At 71.7% G+C, this 21,681-nt stretch carries 16 protein-coding genes; 12 read left to right on the top strand and 4 right to left on the bottom strand.

Annotated features, from left to right (window positions below):
* Nucleotides 1-63: 63 nt before the first annotated feature.
* The 5 genes from ACMATS_RS34775 to ACMATS_RS34795 all read left to right on the top strand — a co-directional run bounded on the left by ACMATS_RS34775 (nt 64) and on the right by ACMATS_RS34795 (nt 3,230).
* Nucleotides 64-858 carry a hypothetical protein gene (locus ACMATS_RS34775; protein ID WP_414170226.1) on the top strand — a complete coding sequence of 265 codons (795 nt, stop codon included), beginning with the start codon at nt 64-66 and terminating at the stop codon, nt 856-858.
* Nucleotides 855-1,742, top strand: a complete 888-nt coding sequence (locus ACMATS_RS34780) for a hypothetical protein (protein ID WP_414170227.1) — start codon at nt 855-857, stop codon at nt 1,740-1,742. The genes ACMATS_RS34775 and ACMATS_RS34780 overlap by 4 nt, the downstream gene beginning before the upstream one ends.
* Nucleotides 1,705-2,076 (top strand): hypothetical protein, encoded by a 372-nt coding sequence (locus ACMATS_RS34785; protein WP_414170853.1) that lies wholly within the window; start codon nt 1,705-1,707, stop codon nt 2,074-2,076. The genes ACMATS_RS34780 and ACMATS_RS34785 overlap by 38 nt, the downstream gene beginning before the upstream one ends.
* 26 nt (nt 2,077-2,102) lie before the next feature.
* Nucleotides 2,103-2,510, top strand: coding sequence for a peptidase inhibitor family I36 protein (locus ACMATS_RS34790; RefSeq protein ID WP_390775404.1), 408 nt, complete (start codon nt 2,103-2,105; stop codon nt 2,508-2,510).
* 312 nt (nt 2,511-2,822) lie between these two features.
* Nucleotides 2,823-3,230: a hypothetical protein gene (locus ACMATS_RS34795; RefSeq protein WP_390775403.1), complete on the top strand. Its 408-nt coding sequence runs from the start codon at nt 2,823-2,825 to the stop codon at nt 3,228-3,230.
* A 19-nt stretch (nt 3,231-3,249) separates the two neighbouring features.
* Here ACMATS_RS34795 and ACMATS_RS34800 read toward each other — a convergent pair whose 3' ends face one another.
* The 4 genes from ACMATS_RS34800 to ACMATS_RS34815 all read right to left on the bottom strand — a co-directional run bounded on the left by ACMATS_RS34800 (nt 3,250) and on the right by ACMATS_RS34815 (nt 11,969).
* Entirely contained in the window at nt 3,250-4,077 is an 828-nt protein-coding gene (locus ACMATS_RS34800) for a universal stress protein (RefSeq protein WP_390775402.1), read from the bottom strand.
* Between the two features lie 109 nt (nt 4,078-4,186).
* Entirely contained in the window at nt 4,187-5,602 is a 1,416-nt protein-coding gene (locus tag ACMATS_RS34805; protein WP_414170228.1) for an MBL fold metallo-hydrolase RNA specificity domain-containing protein, read from the bottom strand.
* A gap of 480 nt (nt 5,603-6,082) precedes the next feature.
* Nucleotides 6,083-8,470, bottom strand: a complete 2,388-nt coding sequence (locus ACMATS_RS34810; RefSeq protein ID WP_414170229.1) for a phosphoketolase — start codon at nt 8,468-8,470, stop codon at nt 6,083-6,085.
* Between the two features lie 133 nt (nt 8,471-8,603).
* Nucleotides 8,604-11,969, bottom strand: coding sequence for an NACHT domain-containing protein (locus ACMATS_RS34815; RefSeq protein ID WP_414170230.1), 3,366 nt, complete (start codon nt 11,967-11,969; stop codon nt 8,604-8,606).
* Nucleotides 11,970-12,107: 138 nt separating this feature from the next.
* Here ACMATS_RS34815 and ACMATS_RS34820 point away from each other — a divergent pair, with 138 nt between their 5' ends.
* The 7 genes from ACMATS_RS34820 (at nt 12,108) to ACMATS_RS34850 (ending at nt 21,642) form a co-directional block, all read left to right on the top strand.
* A complete protein-coding gene (locus tag ACMATS_RS34820; protein ID WP_414170231.1) occupies nt 12,108-12,566 on the top strand; it encodes a hypothetical protein in 459 nt (152 codons plus the stop codon).
* A gap of 1 nt (nt 12,567) precedes the next feature.
* On the top strand, nt 12,568-13,842 hold the full coding sequence (locus tag ACMATS_RS34825) for a hypothetical protein (protein WP_391154558.1): 1,275 nt from the start codon (nt 12,568-12,570) through the stop codon (nt 13,840-13,842).
* Between the two features lie 13 nt (nt 13,843-13,855).
* Complete coding sequence (locus ACMATS_RS34830; protein ID WP_414170232.1) at nt 13,856-15,268, top strand: Dyp-type peroxidase; 1,413 nt, start codon at nt 13,856-13,858, stop codon at nt 15,266-15,268.
* Nucleotides 15,265-16,428, top strand: coding sequence for a hypothetical protein (locus ACMATS_RS34835; protein ID WP_414170233.1), 1,164 nt, complete (start codon nt 15,265-15,267; stop codon nt 16,426-16,428). The genes ACMATS_RS34830 and ACMATS_RS34835 overlap by 4 nt, the downstream gene beginning before the upstream one ends.
* Before the next feature lie 89 nt (nt 16,429-16,517).
* Nucleotides 16,518-16,922, top strand: coding sequence for a hypothetical protein (locus ACMATS_RS34840; RefSeq protein WP_390775394.1), 405 nt, complete (start codon nt 16,518-16,520; stop codon nt 16,920-16,922).
* Complete coding sequence (locus ACMATS_RS34845; protein WP_414170234.1) at nt 16,919-18,748, top strand: peroxidase family protein; 1,830 nt, start codon at nt 16,919-16,921, stop codon at nt 18,746-18,748. The genes ACMATS_RS34840 and ACMATS_RS34845 overlap by 4 nt, the downstream gene beginning before the upstream one ends.
* Nucleotides 18,748-21,642 (top strand): hypothetical protein, encoded by a 2,895-nt coding sequence (locus ACMATS_RS34850; RefSeq protein ID WP_414170235.1) that lies wholly within the window; start codon nt 18,748-18,750, stop codon nt 21,640-21,642. The genes ACMATS_RS34845 and ACMATS_RS34850 overlap by 1 nt, the downstream gene beginning before the upstream one ends.
* Nucleotides 21,643-21,681 lie beyond the last annotated feature (39 nt).

The following is a 21,681-nucleotide window of genomic DNA, read 5'->3' on the forward strand; positions in this document are numbered from 1 at the left end:
GCACTATGTTCGTGGTTGATTAGCCGCGCAGTGGAGGGGGGATGCATCGTGGTAAAGCGTTGCGTGAGGAAGCGCCGACTGCGGACGATCGTGGCCCCCTTCACCGTTGCTGCCCCGGCAGGCGCGCGCATCCGGGACCGGCTGCGTGTCACTGCTGAAGAAGCGGCGGTCCTGCGGCTGGTCGGTGACCACCTTGGCCACCAGCAGCGGGCCGACCTGGCCGAGCGCGTCAGCCTGGGCAAGGTCAAGGCGAAGGACAATCAGCGCGCCGGGCGGAAGAAGAAGCTCACCGCCCTCTCGTCCTCGCGCTGGGCGGGGACGATGACCCGCGCCAGCGAAGACCAGTACCAGCTCAGTGTGCGTGTGCTGTTCGATGAGCGTGCCGGCCTGCGCCGGGCGATCCACGCCATCACCAAGCGGCTCGCCGCCCCGTGCGGCCAGCGCGCAGGGACGGTACGCGGCTACCCCGGCCAGGCCGAACGCTGGCAGAAGCAGCGCCGCTTGCAGGTCCTCACCGCCCGGCTCGCGGCCGTGGAAACCCGCATCGAGACCGGTCGGCCGAGCATCGTCGTGGGTGGCCGACGCCTGGCGAAGGTGCGCCACAACCTCGACAAGGCCCAGCTCACCGAGGGCCAGTGGCGGCAGCGCTGGGACGCGGAGCGAAGGTTCCTCACCGCTGACGGCGAGTCCGGCGCCCCGCACGGCAACTACACCATCACCGCCGACCCAGGGACAGGCGAGGTGTCGATGGTTTTGCCAACACCGTTGCGGTACCTGGCGAACGCCCCCGAGGCCGGTACAAGCTCGCGTGCACCGTGGGCTTCTCTCACCGGCGGGAGGAATGGCCGGACCGGGTGACCGCCAACCGTGCCGTGCGGTACGACATTGTGTACGAGCCCGACCGTGGCCGCTGGTACCTCGATGCCTCCTGGTCCGCCGATGCGGCCGCACTGCCCACCCCGGAAGAGATCCGGGCCCTCGGCGATAAGCTGCTCGGCGTGGACCTGAACGCCGACCACCTCGCGGCCTGCGTCCTCGACCCGGACGGCAACCCCATCGGCGAACCCATCACCGTGCCCATCGCCGTCACCGGCCCCGCATCCCAGCGGGACGGCCGCCTGCGGGCCGCCATCAGCCAGCTCATCAGGATTGCCCATGAGCACCACTGTGCCGGTATCGCGATGGAAAACCTGGGCTTTGACGACGCCCGGGCCACCGGCCGGGAGACCATGGGCCGAGGCAAGCGCGGCAAGAAGTTCCGCCGCACGGTGGCCGGTATCCCTACCGCGAAGTTCCGCGAACGCCTGCGTTCCATGGCCTACCACCAGGACCTGGTCGTGATCGCGGTCGATCCGGCATACACCTCGATCTGGGGCGAGCGATACTGGAAGGCACCGCTCCAGCAGCAGACCAAGACCACGGTCACGCGGCATCACGGTGCCGCCGTGGCCATCGGCAGGCGTGGTCTGGGACACCGAATCCGGCGTCGGCCAGGTGTGACCCCCGCTCACCAGAGGATGAGCGCAGGGAGAGCTACCGGCCAGGCCGTATTCACTTCCAGGCCGCGCGGGACCGCGAGCCCACCCAGGACAGGACGCACGCCAAACGGAGGCGGCAAGACGAGCCTGCGCCACGGTGACCAGCTCACGCTGTTCCCCGACCCTCAAGACCGTTCGGAGGGTCACCGGACTATTTCCTGCCCGGATTACGGCGAGTTGGCCAACAACAGTCAGCAACGCTAGGAACGGTTACGACCCCCAGGCGATTCCCGGCGTCGACGGGGAGGCCTTTCGCGCGGCTCTCGACAGGGAGCTGGCCCGGTTCGGCGAGCACGGCATCGACGCGGCCATGACGCTGGTCGTGTTCGACGGTTCGGCCGAGACCACCCTCGCCGCCTCCTTGGCCGAGCGCCCGTGGGACGTGGTCGTCGTCGGGGGCGGGATCCGCAAGACGGAGCAACTCCTCCCGCTCTTCGAGCAGATGGTCAACCTGATCCGCCGTCACGCGCCGCAGGCCGCCATCGCGTTCAACACCAGCGGCGGCGACAGCGTCGAGGCGGCACAGCGCTGGCTCTGAGCCTTCCGGTGCTGTTCCATGGGGAGATGAGAAACGCGTTGCGCGCCCTGCTCGTGCCGGCGGCTGTCGTGGCCGCCGTCGCGATGCCGGTCTCCACGGCTCATGCGGCCGACGGATACGACCGCTGCCCCGACGGCTCCTACTGCATGTTCTCGGGCCTCGACGGCACCGGCGACATGATCACGCTGACGAGCAGCACGCCGGATCTCGCGGTGCTCGGCATGAGCGGCCGGGGCGAGTCGGACTGGAACCGGACCTCGTCCACCATCCACCTGTGGTCCGGCACGAACTACACCGGCTGCACGGCCGTCACATCCGCGGGCCCGACCGGCAAGGGCAACTTCTTCCCCGACTTCCGGGACTTCTTCACCTCGGTGCAGTTCGACGGCCCCGGCGGCCCGAGTTGCGGCACGCCGCCGGGTGAAGGCGGGTGAGCGGCAGCGCCCTGTAGGAGGCGCGGGGAACTGCGCGGCCAGCCGCCGTCGGCCCGCAGCCGACGCACGGCCCTGGGTACCTCGGCTGCGGGCGCGTCGTGGCTGATCGCGCAGTTCCCCGCGCCCCTTACGGGGCGCGAGCACGCGCCGCACGCACACTGCGACGGTCCCGTCACTCCCGGTGCCGCCCCGGCACCCCGCGTGCGATCACGGACGGATGCGAGCGACCATGGAAGGGAGCGGTCCGGCTCGTCCGAGCCGGGACGTGCTTTCCCCGTGCCTGGAGCATCACGCAGGCAAAGGAGGACGATCATGGCATCCGCTCCTGATCCCCATACCGGCAAGTGCACGGCCGCTGCCGGTCTCACGGTGTTCGCGGCCGTGATGATGCTGATCGCGGGGTTCCTGAACCTCTTCCGCGGCATCATGGCCGTACTCCACAACGCGGTGTACCTCAAGACACCCGACTACGCCTTCAAGTTCAGCCTGGGAGGCTGGGGCTGGATCCACCTGTTCCTCGGCATCGCGGCGATCATGATCGGAGTCGGGCTGTTCCGGGTCTCCCTCTGGGCCAGAATCCTGGGAGTTGCCGTCGCCGCCATGCTGCTGCTCGCCAACTTCCTTTCCATTCCCTACTACCCGCTGTGGTCGATCGTGCTCATGGCCCTGTGCATCCTCGTCATCTGGGGGCTGTGCACGGTGCGTCACGAAGACGGTTGACCGGCGGCACCGCCACCCGTCAGCCCAGCGGCACGACCGCGACCGGGCACGGTGCGTGGTGCAGTGCCGCATGGGCCACCGGGCCGAGGCCCACGCCGAGGGGGTGCCGGTGCTCGCGCCGGCCGACGACGAGCAGTGCGGCCTGCCCGGCCGCTTCCAGCAGGTGCTGGGCCGCGGAGCCGGTCGTCAGCCACTCGTCCACCTCGACGGCGGGCATCCGCTCCCGCCAGGGGCGCAGCACCTCGGCCAGGGCGCTGCCGCCCCGCGGCTCCGGCTCCCCGGCGGCGGGTTCCCCGTCGGTGACCTGCACGATCCGCAGCACCGCACCGCGGGCCGCGGCGGCGTCGAACGCGAAGGCGAGCAGCGGGTCGTAGGGCCGGGCGGGGCCGAGTCCGAGCACGACGGCTCCGCCCCCGTTCGCCTGCCCGGCAGGCGGTTCGTGCACGATCACCACCGGCCGGGGCGCATGTGTGGCCACCGCCAGGCTCACGGGCCCCAGCAGGAATCCCTGTACGGTGCCGAGCTCCCGTGACCCGAGGACCAGCACCTCCGCGTCCCGGGCGGCGTCGACCAGGGCCCTGACCGGCGGTTCCGTCACCCGGTCGACACCGACCTGCAGGCCCGGGTGCGCCTCGGTGAGCTGTTCCTGGGCCACTTCGAGCCGGCTCTCGGCCCACTCCCGCTCGGCGGAGGTCCCGGGGGCGGGCCGCGCGGCGCCCGTCTGCATCTGCAGGACGTGCACGACGCGCAGCGGCACCCCGCGCAGCACCGCCTCCCGGCCCGCCCAGGCGGCAGCGGCCAGGCTCTCGGCGGAGCCGTCGAACCCGACGGACACCGGTCGCACCACGGGCCACCTCCCTGCACGGACAACGCATACGGGCAACGCACGACGAATGCGGGTGTGTCTACGGCCAGCCTGCCGTTTGTGCGTGTCCCGCGCATCCGGGGGAGGGCGGTCAGCGCACCAGGACGCGCTCGCCGGAGCGGGGCACGACGGCCGTCCAGCCGAGGCCGGCGTCGATCCGCTCGCGCAGCGCCTCGGCCGCCTCCGGCTCCCCGTGCACCAGGTACGTCGCGTGCGGCGGCGGGGCTCCGCGGAGCCAGTCGAGGATCTCGGCGGCGTCGGCGTGCGCGGAGAAGCCCGGCACGTTGACCACCTCGGCGCGCACCGGTACGTACTCGCCGAACATCTTGAGCGTCCGCGCGCCGTCGACCAGGTCCCGGGCCCGGGTGCCGCGGGCGGCGAACCCCACGACGATCACGGTGTTGCGGGAGCCCGGCAGCAGGCGCCGCAGGTGGTGCAGGATGCGGCCGCCGGTGGCCATGCCGGAGGCGGAGACGATGACGCAGGGCTCCCGGACGGCGTTGATCTCGATCGACTCGGCCGCCGTGCGGGCGGCCGAGAACGGCGCCGGGTCCAGGACCGAGGCCCCGGCCGCCAGCACCTCCGGGCGGATGCCGGGCGCCTGCCGGGTCAGCGCCTCCTCGTAGACGCGCAGCGCCGCCAGCGCCATGGGGCTGTCCACGTGGATGGGCACGTCCGGCGGCAGTTGCCCGGTGCTGCGCAGCCGGGCCAGCTCGTTGAGGACCACCTCCGTGCGGTCCACCGCGAAGGACGGGATCACCACCAGTCCGCCGCGCCGGAGCGTGCGGTGCAGGGCGTCGGCGAAGACCGCGCGGCTGGTGTCCGTGTCGTGCCGCCGGTTGCCGTAGGTGGACTCGACCAGCAGGGCGTCGGCGCCGGTGAAGGGGTCCGGCGGGCGCAGCAGTGGGTGGACGGGCCTGCCGAGGTCGCCGCTGCAGGCCAGCGTGTGCCCGTCCTCCAGGGTGAGGTGGACCCAGGCCGAGCCGAGGATGTGCCCGGCGTGGTGCAGCCGCAGCCGGGTGTCCCGCGCGATGCCGGCGTCCTTGCCGGCCGGCAGCGGCCGGAACAGCTGCAGGGCGCGGTCGACGTCGGCCTCCTCGTAGAGGGGCTCGGCGGGGCGGTGCTTGGAGTGGCCGTGGCGGTTGCTGTGCTCGGCCTGCTCCTGCTGCAGCCGGGCGCTGTCGCGCAGCACGATCTCGGCGAGACGGGCCGTGTACGGGGTGCAGTGGACGTCGCCGCGGAAGCCCTGGCGCACCAGCCGGGGGAGGTAGCCGCAGTGGTCGACGTGGGCGTGGGTGAGCACGACGGCGTGGATGTCGGCGGCCTCCGCGGGGAGGCGGCGCCAGTTCAGCCGGCGCAGGTCCGCCAGGCCCTGGAAGAGCCCGCAGTCCACGAGGAGCCGCACATGATCGGTCTCGATCATGAACTTGCTGCCCGTGACGGTGCCGACACCGCCCAGGAACGTCAGCAGGCCGGGCCGGGCCGCCGGCCCGGTGTCCGCGGCCATGTCGTGTGCACCTCCGGCATCGCGGCGGCCTCCGGACGGAACCGCCGGAAGGCCTGGACGGGAAGGCCCATCCACTTCTCGCGGATCCTGATTGCGCGGTGCGCGGTCTTTCTCCGCTTCCCCGCGTCTCTCACAGGGGCCTTCCCGTCACTTCCAGCACACCACGTAACGGCGCTTCCCGCCAGGCCCGCGACGGGACCGCGCAGCGCGCGGCCCTCATGGCGCCCTCCCCGCCCAGGCCGCGGTCGCGTGCGTCCGGCACCACGTACACGCACTGCACGTCGCCCGAGGCCTCGTCCTGCCGGCGAGCACTGAGCGGGCTTGGCGAAGTGCGGTGCGTGATCGCGCCCCAAAGGGGCGCGGGGCGGTTACACATGAGGCGCCGCCGCGTGGGCGCGACCGGCCACGACGAGCCCGCAGTCGACCCGCTGCCCTTCCCGCGGAGCGCTTAGTACGGATTCCGGGCGTCCGTACGGTAGTTCAGTCCTCCCAGGTCCAGTCGGCGACCTCCGGCAGGTCCGTCCCGTGCTCACGGATCCAGTCGTGGTGGCGGTTGCGCGCGTCCTCCATGGCCTGCCGCACCGCGGCGGCGCGCACCGCCAGGCCCGGGACGCGGTCGATCACGTCCATGACGAGGCGGTAGCGGTCGAGGTCGTTGCGGACGACCATGTCGAAGGGCGTCGTCGTGGTGCCGATCTCCTTGTAGCCGCGCACGTGCAGCTGGTCGTGGCCGGTGCGGCGGTAGGCGAGGCGGTGGATGAGCCAGGGGTAGCCGTGGTACGCGAAGACGACCGGCCTGTCGCGGGTGAACAGGGCGTCGTACTCCGGGTCGGTCATGCCGTGCGGGTGCTCGCCCGCGGGCAGCAGCCGGGCCAGGTCGACCACGTTGACGACGCGCACCGCCAGGCTCGGCAGATGCCGCCGGATCAACCGGGCCGCCGCCAGCACCTCCTGGGTGGGCACGTCGCCGGCGCAGGCGAGGACGACGTCGGGTTCCCCGGTGCCGTCCTCGGTGCCGGCCCACTCCCAGATGCCGGCGCCCCGGGCGCAGTGCGCCCGCGCCTGTTCCGGGCTCAGCCAGTCGAAGCAGGGCTGCTTGCCCGCGACGACGACGTTGACGTAGTCGCGGCTGCGCAGCACGTGATCGGCCACCGCCAGCAGGGTGTTGGCGTCCGGCGGCAGGTAGACCCGCACGGCTTCGGGGCTCTTGTTGAGGATGTGGTCGATGAACCCGGGGTCCTGGTGGGAGAAGCCGTTGTGGTCCTGGCGCCAGACGTGCGACGTGAGCAGGTAGTTGAGGGAGGCGACGGGGCGCCGCCAGGGCAGCCGGCGGGAGACGCGCAGCCACTTGACGTGCTGGTTGACCATGGAGTCGACGAGGTGGACGAACGCCTCGTAGCAGGAGAACAGGCCGTGCCGGCCGGTGAGCAGATAGCCCTCCAGCCAGCCCTGGCAGGTGTGTTCGGAGAGGATCTCCATGACGCGGCCGTGCCGGTCGAGGTGTTCGTCGACGGGAAGGAGCCCGGCCTGCCAGGCCTTGCCGCTGGCCCGGTAGACGGCCTGGAGCCGGTTGGAGGCCGTCTCGTCGGGCCCGACCAGGCGGAAGTCGCGGCGCTCGCCGGTGGCCTCCATGACGGCTTCGAGGAGCTCGCCCAGCACGCGCGTCGGTTCGTGCAGGGAAGCGCCGGGCTTGTCGACGGGTACGGCGAAGCGCTCCAGGGGCGGCAGGGGCAGGTCGCGCAGCAGCAGGCCGCCGTTGGCGTGCGGTGTCGCCCCGAGCCGGCGGGTGCCCTCGGGGATGCAGGCGAGCACCTCGCGCCGGGGGCGCCCGTGCTCGTCGAAGAGTTCCTCCGGGTGGTACGAGCGCAGCCACGCCTCCAACTGCCGCAGGTGCTCGGGGTTCTCGCGGACCCCGGGCAGCGGCACCTGGTGCGCGCGCCAGGTGCCCTCGACGGGCAGGCCGTCCACCTCGGCGGGCCCGGTCCAGCCCTTGGGGGTGCGCAGCACGATCACCGGCCAGCGGGGGCGTTCGGACACTCCCTCCGTCCGGGCGCTGTGCTGCAGCCGTGCGATCCGGTCGAGTGCGGTGTCCAGGGCGACGGCCATGGCCCGGTGGACGGTCATGGGGTCGCTGCCGCTCACGTGGAGGGGCGCGTGGCCGTAGCCGCGCAGCAGTTCGTCCAGCTCGGGCTCGGGGAGACGGGCGAGGACGGCCGGGTTGGCGATCTTGTAGCCGTTGAGGTGCAGGATCGGCAGGACGGCCCCGTCGTGCACGGGGTCGAGGAACTTGTTGGAGTGCCACGAGGCGGCCAGCGGTCCCGTCTCGGCCTCGCCGTCGCCGATGACGCAGGCGACGAGGAGGCCCGGGTTGTCGAAGGCGGCCCCGTAGGCGTGGGAGAGGGAGTAGCCCAGTTCCCCGCCCTCGTGGATCGAGCCGGGGGTCTCGGGGGCGACGTGGCTGGGCACGCCGCCGGGGAAGGAGAACTGCCGGAACAGCCGCTCCATGCCCGCCGCGTCCCGCGTGACGTCGGGGTACGTCTCCGTGTAGGACCCCTCCAGCCAGGAGTTGGCCAGCACCGCGGGCCCGCCGTGCCCGGGTCCCCAGATGCACAGCGCGTCCAGGCCGCGGGCGCGGATGGCGCGGTTGAGGTGGGTGTGGACCAGGTTGAGGCCCGGGGAAGTGCCCCAGTGGCCCAGCAGCCGGGGTTTGACGTGCTCGGGGCGCAGGGGCTGCGTCAGGAGCGGGTTGGCCATGAGGTAGATCTGCCCGACGGCCAGGTAGCTCGCGGCCCGCCAGTGCGCGTCCAGGGCCCGCAGCTCCTGGTCGGTGAGGGTGGTGGCCGGGGCCGGGGTGGTGACGTCGCGCATGGGTGCCTCCCGGGAGTGGGCGGGGCCTGCCTGCCTGGCGTGCCGTCCCAGCCTGACCGCTGCGCGGGCGGCTGCACAGGGCCGGGCGGGCCCTGTGTGCAGGGCCGTGCGGCCTGGTGGGCCGGCTCATGGGTCAGCCGGACGGGGTCCGGGACCGTTTGGCCATTTCCTCCCAGAACTGGTCGAGTTCGCTGCGGGTCATGCCCTGCCACGGGGCCCGCTTGCGGGACAGCCAGGACAGCAGTTTGAAGCCTCGCCTGGGGTAGGCGCGCAGCAGCGCCTGCTGCTGCCGGCAGAAGGCCTCCCGCAGTTCGGCGTGCGGCTGTGATCCCAGGGCGGGGTAGGGGCACAGCTCGAAGGGGCAGTGGCGCAGGCACATGCTGCCCGGCGGTGCGTCCTTGGCCATGCCCACGCTGCGCCGGGGGTGCAGCGGCGTACGGTTCTCATGGAGGCAGGGCGGCAGCACGGCCCGGTTGGCGCGCGTCAGGCGTTCTTCCAACTCGTCCGGTTTTCCGTCCCGTTGCACGAGATGCAGCAGCAGAAGCACGTCACCGAGCAACTGCTGGGCGCGAGGGTGGAGGGTGGTCCATCCCGACGAGGGCGGAATCCAGAGGTTCTGCTTGCGGTAGGCGCCGGGATCCTCGGGCGAGGAGCCGACGTTGACCATCGCCTCCGTCTCGTCGATCCACAGGAACCGTTCGGGGTGCCCGCTCTCCAGGGCGAGCACGGCGAGGGCGGCCCCTTCCGCGACGAACGGGTGCAGGCGGATCCCCTTGGGGGTCCGGTCGTCCGGGTGCAGTGAGCGCTGGTCCTGTTTGCTGCCCGCCAGCGCGAGCCAGCGTGCCACCGCCTGCGCGGGGTCGGTGCGCTTCGCCCGGTGGGCGGGGTCGTCCGGCAGCTCCCACAGGCACAGGGCGTGGATGAGCGTCAACTGGGAGTACCAGTAGCGGGCGTGGGCGAGCATGGACTCTGCCTGCCCGACGAGGTAGTCCCGGGACTCCTTGTTCGTGCACGGGTGCCGGGCCCTGCGATTGGCCGCGCATTTGAAACCCTGGGCGAGGGCCATCTCCAGGGAGAGGGGCAGGTCCGCCTCACGTGAGCGGGAGTGCTCCGGTTCGAGGTGAACGAGCCACAGGCGCAGCCTCTCCATTGCCTGGCTCCGGTGCTTGTGGGTGACCGAGCCCACCATCATGGGAACGAGCCAGGCCCGCATGACGAACCGCCGCCAGATCCGGAGACGGCACGCGTCGCTCTCTGCTTTCTGTTGCAGGTACTGCTCGTGCGTCTCGTTGCTGCGAGGCCGCCTGAGGAGCTTCTCGCGGGCGCGGTGTTCCGTGTGGAGCTGACGGAGGCGCTCCTGCTCGTACTGCACCCATGGGTCCCTCTCCTCGGCCGCGCCCGTCCTGGGCAGGGGGAACATGGCCCGCAGGGCGTCGAACGCCTTGTCACCCCCGGCACCGAACTCCCGCGCGAGAGCGAGCCGGACGGAGTGCGAGGGCTCGTGTTCGGCGATGTCGAAGAACGACGCGTATGCAGGGGTCCTGCCGTGCGCAGGGTCGCCTGGTGCCGCTGCGCCGATCGCACGGAGGGCTTCGCCGAACCGCTGCACGAGGATCAGTTTCGCTCCCAGGAGGGTTCTCCGGTCGCCCGACTTGATGTCCGGCCACCGGTGGCAGAGAGCCTGGGCGATGTCCTGGTGCCTGGGCGCGCCGATCGCCCTGTCGATGTCGAGGGCGGCTGCGTACATGCCGAGTGTCTTGGCGTCCGTGCGGGGACCTGCGGCCTTGAGGAGGAGTCGGGTGACGGCCTCGTGGCCGTCTGCCGGGGCGCTTCGGGAATGCAGAACGACAGCCATGAGGAGTTCACGTCCGGGGCCGGGCTCCTTCAGGGCTTCGGCGAGGGGCTTGTGCCGGGAGACACCGACGTAACCGGAGCCGAGGTAGGCCTGGAGGATGCTGTGGGGGAAGCGGACGCTGTCGCCGCGGGCTTCCACCAGGCCGAGCTGCTCGCCCTCCGTGGCGCACAGGGCCAGGAGCGACCGGCACCGGTGGCTGTCGGTGTGGTCGGGGCATTCCGGCAGCCGCTCCCGGAGTCTCCTCCAGATGCCGGGGAACGGGCGCGCCGCACCGATCAACGCGTCGAAGCAGACCTCCAGCCGGTCCTGCAGCAGACCTATCCCGGCCAGCGCGGACATGACTTCGACGGTGGCCTTGCGACGAGCGGACGGCAAGGGGAGCTCGCCGAGAATGCGCCCCGTGATCAGACCTTGCCGCCATGTGTCGAGCAGACGCAGCTGCAGGGCCGGCCGGTCGGCCTTGCGGGTGTCCAGGGCACCTTCCCGATCGGGGCCGTCCAGACGGTCGAGCAGTCGGTGCTCCTGCAGTTCGCTGGCTATCTGCAGATACAACGGGGATTCGGACACCGCCGCCGTTTTGACGATCCAGTCCATACGCCCGCTGTCCCGGTCCTCGCGGCTCTCCTCCAGGTATTCCAGCGCCGCCTCCTCGCTGAGCGGCTCCAGGTCGATGATCGCGGCACGGGTCTGCTCCAGGGGCGGATGCGGGCGTGAGGCGATGACCAAGGGGAGCTTCTGCCGTTCCGCCTGCCGGATGGCCTGCCGGATGAGGATGTCCCGTTCCTTCTGCTCCTTCTCGTCACCGTCCTCGGTGAACGTCTCCTCCAGACCGTCGGCGATGACCACGGCCTTGTCCTCCATGCACAGTTGCCGCCACACTCTTTCGCTCTGCCGACCGGAGATCGCACCGCGGTCCACGATTTCGCAGAAGCGCTTCATGGCCATCTCGCGGAAGTCCAGCCGGTCGCCCGCCACATCGACGTCCCGCATGCGGATCGGGACGGGGAACGCGCCCTTCTTCGCCAGCATGTGTGTGAGCTGCACGAGGACCGACGTTTTTCCGGCGCCCACCCCGCCGACGAGGACATAGGGCCGCCGGGTGCGCCGGTCGCGCAGTGCCCGGGAGATGATCAGGCACATCTCCCTCCGCCCGACCACCTCCTTGGCGATCGGCCCGGCGGTCGGCACGAGATGGCGCGCATCCTTCGTGGCCCGTTTTCTGAGAATTCTGCGCACCGAGAAGTACTGCACGAACATGAACGCGAGAGTCGCCAGTCCGAGGCTGAGGAACGGGGACAGGAATCCGTAGGTCACGACGCATCCGTTGCCGCTGCCGGACTTGCACCACTTCTCGATCGGGGACTCGGCCCGGCTGACGAGCTCGTAGACGGCCGATCCGACCCAGAGTCCGGTGAGCCCGGCCGCCACCCAGGAGAGGTGCTGGATGAACCCCGCCCACGACAGCTTCGGCCACCACCAGCGGGCCGGGGCCACCAGACCGCGGGCGACCCAACGGCACCATGTCCTCCGGAAGAACCGCCCGACGGACCGGGCAGCGCGGGACGCCCAGCGCCACGGGCGGACCACGGGCCGGCTGCGCCCCGGCAACACCTTGCCCTTGGGATGTCTGAAGGCGTAGTTCATGATTCAGCCACCCTCGACGACTACTCCCTTCGACCATCGTGCGCGCGCACTGCCCCGCTGTCGAATTCCCGGGCGGCCGGGATGCCGGGGCATCCGGGCCGAAATACGATGGCCGTAGCGCATGCGTGGAGGTAAGCCATGAGCCACGCCACCGAATTCGACACCGACCGGCTGCTGGCCATGTCACGGCCCGAGCTCGACGGGTTGTTCCGTGCGAGCCAACCCGGCGGGATTCCCCGGGGAAAGGGCCTCGGCACGGTGCTCCTGGGGCGCAGCCCGAAAGCGAACGCCCTGGCGGCCGTGCTGGCGCGCCGGCTCGCGTGGCAGGGCAAGGTCTTCGACCCCGCCCACGGTGAACTGCGCAATCTGGTCACGCCGTTCGGGATCCGGGCGATACGTGCCCGGGTCTACCGGAATGCGAGCTGGAGCGACGGCGGGGAATGCATCGTCCTCGACTACGCGCACACCTCGCTCGTGGCCCACCGGATCCGGGACGAGATCCGCCGCGTCGGGAACGGGGTCTACCTCGGCAACGTGTACTGGGGGCGGCGCAAAGTCCTGGATTTCAGCCTGACGTTCCGCGAAGCGAGGCCCTGAGATGCCGTATCAGACGGCGGTCACCGTCCGGGCCGCCCTGCCGCCGGACCGGGTCGCCGAGGTGCGGGAACTGCTGGACGGGGCGGGCCGGAAGGGCACGGCCGGAGAGCTGTTCCCCTTCGCCGGGATGCCGGGCGTGCATTTCGCGCGCGTCGTCCTCGTCCCCGAGGGACCCGGCGGCGCTGCCGCGGACATGCCGCCCAGCGTCGTGTACATGGGCGAGGTGGACGGGCCCGCGGAAGCGCACCTCACCGAGCTCGCCCGCAAGGCCCGCGACGGCCTGGACCGGGTGTTCGGGAACTGCGCCGGATATCCGGCGGCCGGCTCCCCGGAGACGGCCCGGATCGACTGGCTGCGCTCCCATTGCCTGTCCTGCGCCGCCTATTACGTCAACACCGTCGGCAGGGGACGGCGGCAGATCGAGCAGGAGGCCCTGCTGCGCGAGGCCATCGAGGAATTCCTCGACCGGGAGGGTCCTGCTCTCGCGGGAACGGACCCTGCCGGAATCCGGGCCGCCGTCCAGGAGTACGTCCGTGGCCGCCCGGACCTCGCCTGGGCCCGCACCGGACCCGCGCCGCCCCCGCTCGGGTGGCGGATCCGCCGGGCCGCCCACCTGGTCGGGGTTCCGCTGGCCGCCCTGGTGCTGTCACCGCTCCTGGTGATCGCCCTGCCGGCCGGCGCCGTCCTGCTGAGGCTGCACGAACGCCGCGACGTGCCCGACCGGGCCCGTCCGAGCCGCGACCACGTACACGAACTCGCGCGCTGCGAGGACTTCGTGGCGCAGAACCCCTTCACCGCCGTCGGCTCGGTCAAGGCCGGTCCGTTCCGGCGCATCACGCTCACCGCCGTCCTCTTCGTCGTCGACTACGGCGTGCGCCACGTCTTCGACCGGGGGAATCTCGCCGGGGTCAAGACCATCCACTTCGCCCGCTGGCTGTTCATCGACGGCAAACAGCGCATGATCTTCGCGAGCAATTACGACGGCAGCCTGGAAAGCTACATGGACGACTTCATCGACAAGGTCGCCTGGGGCCTCAACGCCGTCTTCAGCAACGGCCTGGGCTATCCGCGGGTGCGGTGGCTCGTGCTGGACGGTGCCAGGGACGAACAGGCCTTCAAGAACTACCTGCGCTGCCACGAGGTGCCGACGCAGGTCTGGTACTCCGCGTACGACACGTCGACCACGCACAACCTCGACACCAACGCCCGTATCCGGGCAGGCCTCTTCGGCCCCCTCGGCCCGGCCGAGACCGAGGCCTGGCTCGCCCTGTTCTGAAGGGGGTGACCCGATGACGACGACGCTGGACCGCAAGGACATCCAGGGCCTGGTCGTCCGTGGCTACAGCACGCTGCCCGCGGCCGGTTTCCTGGTGTTCGCGATCGCCGATCCGACGGCGGCCCGTGCCGCGCTGGGGCGGCTGGCCCTGCGGGTGACGAACGGCCTCGCGGAGCCCTCGGACACCGCGGTCAACCTCGCCCTGACCTCGGACGGTCTGCGGCGCCTGGGATTGGAGACATCCGAACTGGACGGTTTTCCGGAGGAGTTCGTCTCGGGCATGACCGACCCCGACCGCAGCCGCTTCCTGGGCGACGTGGGGGAGAACGCTCCGCGGTACTGGCGGTGGGGCGGGTCGGCCACCGCGCCCGTGCACGTCCTGGTGATGCTGTACGCACGCGACGAGCAGCAGCTGCACCGGCTGGAGGGGGAGACGCGCCAGGAGGCCGTCGTCGGCGGCGCCCTCACCGAGACCGTACGGCTGGGCACCGCCGAGCTGTCCGGCCGGGAGCCCTTCGGCTTCCGCGACGGCATCTCCCAGCCCCTCGTCGAGGGACTGTCCAAGGCCGGCACGGGCGGTGAACAGGCCGTCCGGGCGGGGGAGTTCGTCCTCGGCTACCCCAACGAGTACGGGCTGCTGACGGACCGCCCCCTGCTGCCGTCCCGCCACGACCCCGACACCGTGCTGCCCCGCACCCCCCAGGGCGCCGCGGACTTCGGGCGCAACGGCAGCTACCTGGTCTTCCGGCAGCTCCTGCAGGACGTCGAGGCCTTCCACGCCTACCTCGACGCGCAGACCCGGCACCCCGACGGCAGCAGCGACCCCGCCGCCCAGGAGGCGCTCGCCGCGCACATGGTGGGACGCTGGCCCGGCGGCGCCCCCCTGGCCCATGCGCCGCAGCACGACGACCCCGCGCTGGCCACGGACAACGACTTCGGCTACGCCGCCACCGACCCGGACGGCCTGCGCTGCCCGCTCGGGGCCCACATCCGCCGCGCCAACCCGCGCGACTCCCTGGACCCGCACCCCGGTTCGGCCGAGTCGGTCGCCATCGGGCGGCGTCACCGGCTGCTGCGCCGCGGCCGGGTCTTCGGGCCGGACGGAGCGGGGGACGGCACGGGCGCCCGCGGACTGCACTTCCTCGGCCTCAACGCGAACATCTCCCGCCAGTTCGAGTTCATCCAGCACACCTGGCTGAACAACCCGAACTTCAACGGGCTTCAGGACGCCCCCGACCCGCTCGTCGCACCGCGCCAGGACCACCGGTCGACGTTCACCGAGCAGGGCAGGCCCGTACGCACCCGCCACCTCGGCCTGCCGCAGTTCGTCACCGTCCAGGGCGGCGCCTACTTCTTCCTCCCCGGCCTGCGGGCGCTGCGCTACCTCGGCACGGCCGCACCACCCGAGGGCGGCGGGCGGCAGTGAACGCCGGGCAGCGCCTCAACGACGCGATCCTGGGCTGCGTCCTGCTGGAGCGGCGCATCGATCCCTACGTGCGGCCGCTGTTCGACCGGACCCTGCTGCGTCCCGTCCAGGCCGCGGTGCAGTGGTGCATCAACGCGCGCCGCCGGGACGAGCACCTGGGCCTCGCCGAGGAGCGGGCCGTGCCCGGGGAGGCGGTGGTCGCCGGGGCCGTCGCGCAGCAGATGGCCCGCTTCGTCCGGCGCCAGTACCGGCCGGGGGAGGCCCAACGGGCGGGCAACACCAAGACCTACGGGGTCGTGCACGCGGAGTTCACCGTCCGCGACGACCTGCCCGCACGGCTGCGGCACGGCGTCTTCCGCACCCCCGCCACCTACCGCGCCTGGGTCCGGTTCGCGGGCCCCGGCCCCCTCGCGCCGCCCGACATCAAGGACAACGGGATCCTCAGCATCGGCGTCAAACTCCTGGGCGTCGGCGGCGAGAAGCTGCTCGACGACGAGCGGTGGACCCAGGACTTCACGGGCATCAGCGCACCGACGTTCACCACGCCCGACGTCGTCGAGAACCTCAGACTGCAGCAGCACGTCTTCGCGGGCACCCCGGTCCTGTACTTCCTCGACCCGCGCCATGCGCACCTCTGCGACATGATCATGCAGGGTCTGTACGCGAAGACGCAGACCAGCCCGCTGGAGGCCCGGTACTGGAGCTGCACGCCGTATCTCCTCGGGGCGGGCCAGGCCGTGCAGTACTCCTTCGTGCCCCGCGACGGGACCCGCAGCCGGGTGCCGTGGCGCCCGCCCGACGACTACCTGCAGCAGGCCCTGACGGCCGCACTGCGGAAGCGCGACGTCTGCTTCGACCTCCTCGTCCAGGTGCAGACCGACGCCCACCGGATGCCCGTCGAGAACGCGTCCGTGGTCTGGCCCGAGCGCCTCTCGCCGTTCGTGCCGGTGGCCACCCTGCGCGTGCTCCGGCAGCAGTGCGACCCGGCGGACCAGTTCGCCCGTGCCGACCGGCTGTCCTTCAACCCCTGGCACGCCCTGCCCGAACACCGGCCGCTGGGCAACCAGAACCGTGCCCGCCGCACGATCTACCTGCAGCTCTCGCAGCTCAGACAGGCCATGAACGGCACGCCGCACGACGAGCCCGGAGAGGGGGCATGACGCCCGGCGCGCGCGCCGGGAGCACTTCCCATATCGTCGAAATCAAGGGCGCAACATCCCCTGGATGTCCGTCGGGAAGGGGATCCGAGATGGACGCGCGGACAGCCGCGCGCCGGTCCCTGGCCGGAATCCGACTGGTGAACGGTGCAGCGGCACTGCTGACCCCGCGAGTGATGGCCCGCCGGCTCGGTGCGGACCCCGAACAGCCCGCGCTGGTCTACGTGCTGCGCATGTTCGGCGTGCGCACCGTGGTCATCGGCGCCCAACTGCTTCGTCCCGCCGACGCGGACGAGCTCGACCGGCTGCTGCGGACCGGCACGCTCATTCACGCGAGCGACGCCCTGGCGGCCGCCTGCGCCGGCCGAGAAGGCCTTCTCCCGCACCGCATGGCCGTCGCGGCCACGACGATCTCGACGGTCAACGTCGCCCTGACCCTCGTGGCCCGGGGCCGGCCGTGCCGATCGTGCCGACCGCCGGAAGGGAACCCCTCATGAGCACAGCACCGCACGGCAGGGCCCCGTGGTTCGTGCAGCTGCACGACCGGCTGGCGGTCGCCGTCGACCACAGGATCGGCTGGCAGAACCTGCCCAAGCCCCTCGGTCTGCTGACCCTCGTCGGGCTGCGGGACAACCTGCGCCGCAAGAACCTCTTCGACACCGCCCGCTACCCGTCCTGCAACCTGCCCGACGTCGCCCCGCGGGACGCGCAGGACGTGACCGGGCGCACGGCCGACGGCACGTACAACGACCTGGCGAACCCCCGCATGGGCATGGCCCGTTCGCGCTTCGGCCGCAACGTGCCACCGGACCACGCTTTTCCCGAACCCGAGCCGGACCTCCTCTCCCCGAGCCCCCGTGAGGTGAGCCGGGCCCTGCTGACCCGGCGCGCGTTCGTGCCCGCCGAGTCCGTCAACGCCCTGGTCGCCGCCTGGCTGCAGTTCATGATCAAGGACTGGGTCAGCCACGGGCAGGGCACCATGGACTGCCCCTGGCACATCGAGCTGGCCGACGACGACCCGTGGCCCGCGCCGCCGATGCTCGTCCCGCGGACCATTCCCGACCCCACCCGGCCGGCCGGGGACGACGGCCTGCCGCCGACCTTCCTCAACGACAACTCGCCCTGGTGGGACGCCTCCCAGCTCTACGGCAACAACCTGGCCGAGCAGCGGTCGCTGCGCACCGGCCAGGGCGGCAGGCTCCGGGTGCCCGACGGCCCGCTGTTCCCGGACGACCCCGACAAGGACCCGGCGGGCGTGCCCGGCTTCTGGCTGGGCCTCGCCATGATGCACCGGGTCTTCCTCCTCGAACACAACGCCATCTGCGACACGTTGCACGACGCGTACCCCGCATGGTCCGACGAGGAGCTCTTCCAGCGGGCACGGCTGGTCAACGCGGCACTCATCGCCAAGATCCACACCGTGGAGTGGACCCCCGCCGTCATCAGCCACCCCACCACCGTCACCGCCATGCACGCCAACTGGTACGGGCTCCTGGGACAGCGCCTGCACAAGCTGCTCGGACGCCTCAGCCGGAGCGAGGTGCTCAGCGGCATCGTGGGCGGGCGCACCGACCACTTCGGCGTCCCGTACTCGCTCACCGAGGAGTTCGTCGCCGTCTACCGCATGCACCCCCTCATCCCCGACGACTGGAGCTTCCGGTCGGCCGCCGACGACGCGCTGCTCCAGGAGGCCACCTTCAAGGAGCTGACGGGGCGTCAGGCGTACGACATCCTCGGCAAGCACACCCTCACCGACCTCCTCTACTCCTTCGGCACCTCCCACCCGGGCCTGGTCACCCTGCACAACTACCCCCGGTTCCTGCAGGAGTTCCAGCGGCCGGACGGCAAGCTCATGGACCTCGGAGCCGTCGACATCCTGCGCTCGCGGGAAGTCGGCGTGCCCCGCTACAACGAGTTCCGGCGGCAGCTCCACCTCCTCCCGGCCCAGGACTTCGACACGCTCACCGACAACCCCGTCTGGGCCGAGGAGCTGCGCCGGGTCTACGACGGGGACATCGAGCGCGTCGACCTCACCGTCGGCATGTTCGCCGAACCCCGCCCGCAGGGCTTCGCGTTCAGCGACACGGCCTTCCGCATCTTCGTCCTGATGGCGTCCCGCCGGCTCAACAGCGACCGGTTCCTCACCCGGGACTACACGCCCCAGGTGTACACGCAGACCGGCCTGGACTGGATCGAGAACAACAGCATGAGCAGCGTGCTGCTGCGGCACTTCCCGGGGCTGCGCGCGTCCTTGCGGTCGGTGGACAACGCGTTCGCCCCGTGGGCGGCGGCAGGGCCTCGCGGTGAGACCGGAGGTGGGTGATGAGACGCGCAACGTGCCATCCGTGCCGGGAGACGCACGACTCCCCGCGACTGTCGCGCGCGTGCGCCTTCACGCTGGCCGTCGTGGCCCTCGCCGTCTTCGCGGCAGGGATCTGGATGCGCCTCGACGCCTCCACCGTCAACGACGTGGGGCTGCAACTGGCGGGCAGCGCAGGCAAAGCACGCAGCATCGTCCAAGGCCCGCCCGACGGCTTCCACAAGGCAGTGATGGCCGACTTCTTCCTCATCGGGGCCTACACCATCGGCACAGTGCTCGTGTTCTGGCTCAGCAGCCGCACCATCGCGGTGCGCATGAGGCACCGCTGCCTCGTCCGGTACGGGATCGCCGGCGTCCTCGCCGCGTGCGTGTGCGCCGTGACGGAGAAACTGCTGCTGCTCCACGGACTCGACGGCGCGGACTGGCCGTTCGGGGTGGCGACGGGCCTTGCGACGGTCAAGTGGCTGCTGCTCGTCCTCACCGTGCCCGTCGCGGCGTGCGTGGTCGCGATCGTCCTCAAACGGGCCGTGTTCCACGGGTGGGCCCTGCACAGCAGACACGACTGCGAGGAGCCGTGCGGGTGCGACATGCCCCGCCCCGTTCACGAGGGGCCCGACGTCATCCCGCCCTGGCCCGTGATGCAGTCGGACGGGCGGCGCTGGCCGGCGGCGTCGCGCACGGTCCCTTCCCGCTCCCGGGAGACGCGGTGGCAGAACGGCAGCCGGGTGCCGCCCGGCCGCGAACAGGGCGGGCTCGGCTTCTGCGTCTCGGGCGGCGGCATCCGCTCGGCCTGTGTCGTGCTGGGCGCGCTGCAGGCGCTCCGCTCCCACCTGCTCCGGGCCCGCTACCTGGTGTCGGTCTCCGGCGGCGGTTACACGACGGGTGCCATCCAACTGGCGCTGGCCGGGGAGGGCCGGCAGGGGGCCGGTCCCGGCGACGTCTACAAGCCCGGCACGCCGGAGGAGGACCACACCCGCCGGCACTCGAAGTACGTCGCGGAAGGCACCGGCCAGTGGCTGGTCGCCGTGGGCGCCGTGCTGCGGGGCCTGCTGGCCTCCCTGAGCCTGCTGACCGCCACAGTGCTGGTCCTGGGGCTCGCCCTGAGCTGGGGCTACCACCTCGTTCCGCTGACGGTGACGACTCCGCTGCCCCGGCACCTGGTCTTCCGGGGACCGGCGCTGTGGGCCCTCCTGGTCCTGGCCGGCCTCGCTGTCGCGTTCTGGCTCCTCTGGCTGACGTCCCTGTGCCTCGCCAGGCGGCGCCTGTCGGTCACCCTGAAGACGGTCTTCGTCACGTTCGTGGTGGCGGTCCTGCTGCTGGGCGTCGTGGTGGTCGTCCTCCCCGGCCTGGCGTGGGTGACGCCGCGCGTGTGGAAGCTGCATGCTCCGGCGACGGGGGCGAGCGCGGGCGGCGCCGCGCTGCTCACCTATGTGACCGTGCTGTTCAGCACCAGGTGGTCGCGCATCGAGAAGGCCGGGCACGCGGTCGGCGTCGCCGAGCGCTCCCGGCTGGCCCGAGCCGTTCCCGACGGGTTCTCCAAGTACCTGGTGGTGTGGGCGGTCCTCCTGGTGGTGACGGCGGCCTCCCTGCTCGTGCTGGGCTGGGCGATCGCCAGGGGAAGGACCTGGCCGGTGCCCTGCCAGATCGCCCTTGTCGCCGTCCTCGGGGTGGTCGTGCTGGTCCTCGACCAGACCTGGATGAGCCTCCACCCCTTCTACCGTGCCCGGCTGGCCTCCGCGTTCGCCGTCCGCCGCAGGACCTGGCCGGACGGCGAACAGATCGCGGTTCCCTACGGGTTCGGCGAGGCGACACCGCTCACCTGGTACGGCAGGCGGCACTCCGGCTTCCCCCAGGTCGTCTTCGCCGCGGCGGCCAACCTCTCCGGCGACGACCGGACGCCGCCGGGGCGGCACGCGGTCTCGTTCACGCTGTCGCACGACTACGTCGGCGGCCCGGACATCGGGTACGCCCGGACGGACGTGCTGTGCCGCCGCACCAGGCCGGTCATCCGCAAGGACCTCACCGTCGAATCGGCCGTCGCCGTCTCCGGCGCGGCCTTCGCCTCGGCCATGGGACGCCAGTCGCGCGCGTTCCAGACGCTGTTCGCGCTCTCCAACGCCCGGCTCGGCACCTGGCTCCCCAACCCCGGTGTGCTGAGCGCCCTTTGGGGAGAGAACCCCGACTGGGGGCTGCCTCCGATGCCGGGCATCCGCCGTCTGCCCTATCTGCTGCGGGAGGTGTCCGGCCGCTATCCGATGGACGACCGGATGCTGCTGGTCACCGACGGCGGGCACTACGAGAACCTCGGCCTGGTCGAACTGCTCCGGCACGGTGTCAGGACCGCGGTGTGCGTGGACGCCAGCGGAGGCTCCGGAGCCTTCGCCGCCGCTCTGGGCGAGGCCATCGCCCTGGCCCGGGAGGAGCTCGGCGTCGAGATCACGATCGACCGCGAGGACTGGAAGAGGCTCGTCCCCGGCAGCGCGTCCCCCCTGGACCCGCGGAACCCGCCACCACCGCCGGGCTCCCTGGGATGCCCGCCGAACCCGCTGGCCGGGCTCAGCCTCCGGCTCTCGGCCGCGGCAGCGGTCGAGGGCACGATCACCTATCCGCGCGAGCTGGTGGACGAGAAGGGACGGAAGCTCGGCACGACGACGGGACGGCTGATCGTCGCCCGGGCCGCACTGACCCCGGACATGCCCTACGAGCTCCTCGCCTACGCCCAGGCCGACCAGGAGTTCCCGCACGACGGCACCAGCGACCAGTGGTTCGACGAGCGGCGGTTCGACGCCTACCGGGCGCTCGGCCACTGGATCGGCGAGCGGGCCGCCACGCTGCTGGACCCGCCGCAGCCACCGCCCCGGCGGCGGCTGCGCCGGCCCCGGAGAACCGGGCCCTGAGCAGCAGGCCCCGGTGCATGATGGAAGGGCGGGCGGACC

It is taken from the genome of Streptoverticillium reticulum, assembly GCF_047456005.1.
Classification (GTDB): Bacteria; Actinomycetota; Actinomycetes; order Streptomycetales; family Streptomycetaceae; genus Streptomyces; species Streptomyces reticulum.

Excerpts from the sequence above, each read along its gene's own strand:
- ACMATS_RS34790 (WP_390775404.1), top strand. The coding sequence starts at position 2,103 with ATGAGAAACGCGTTGCGCGCCCTGCTCGTGCCGGCGGCTGTCGTGGCC.
- ACMATS_RS34795 (WP_390775403.1), top strand. The coding sequence starts at position 2,823 with ATGGCATCCGCTCCTGATCCCCATACCGGCAAGTGCACGGCCGCTGCC.
- ACMATS_RS34805 (WP_414170228.1), bottom strand. The coding sequence starts at position 5,602 with ATGGCCGCGGACACCGGGCCGGCGGCCCGGCCCGGCCTGCTGACGTTC.
- ACMATS_RS34810 (WP_414170229.1), bottom strand. The coding sequence starts at position 8,470 with ATGCGCGACGTCACCACCCCGGCCCCGGCCACCACCCTCACCGACCAG.
- ACMATS_RS34815 (WP_414170230.1), bottom strand. The coding sequence starts at position 11,969 with ATGAACTACGCCTTCAGACATCCCAAGGGCAAGGTGTTGCCGGGGCGC.
- ACMATS_RS34820 (WP_414170231.1), top strand. The coding sequence starts at position 12,108 with ATGAGCCACGCCACCGAATTCGACACCGACCGGCTGCTGGCCATGTCA.
- ACMATS_RS34825 (WP_391154558.1), top strand. The coding sequence starts at position 12,568 with ATGCCGTATCAGACGGCGGTCACCGTCCGGGCCGCCCTGCCGCCGGAC.
- ACMATS_RS34830 (WP_414170232.1), top strand. The coding sequence starts at position 13,856 with ATGACGACGACGCTGGACCGCAAGGACATCCAGGGCCTGGTCGTCCGT.
- ACMATS_RS34840 (WP_390775394.1), top strand. The coding sequence starts at position 16,518 with ATGGACGCGCGGACAGCCGCGCGCCGGTCCCTGGCCGGAATCCGACTG.
- ACMATS_RS34845 (WP_414170234.1), top strand. The coding sequence starts at position 16,919 with ATGAGCACAGCACCGCACGGCAGGGCCCCGTGGTTCGTGCAGCTGCAC.
- ACMATS_RS34850 (WP_414170235.1), top strand. The coding sequence starts at position 18,748 with ATGAGACGCGCAACGTGCCATCCGTGCCGGGAGACGCACGACTCCCCG.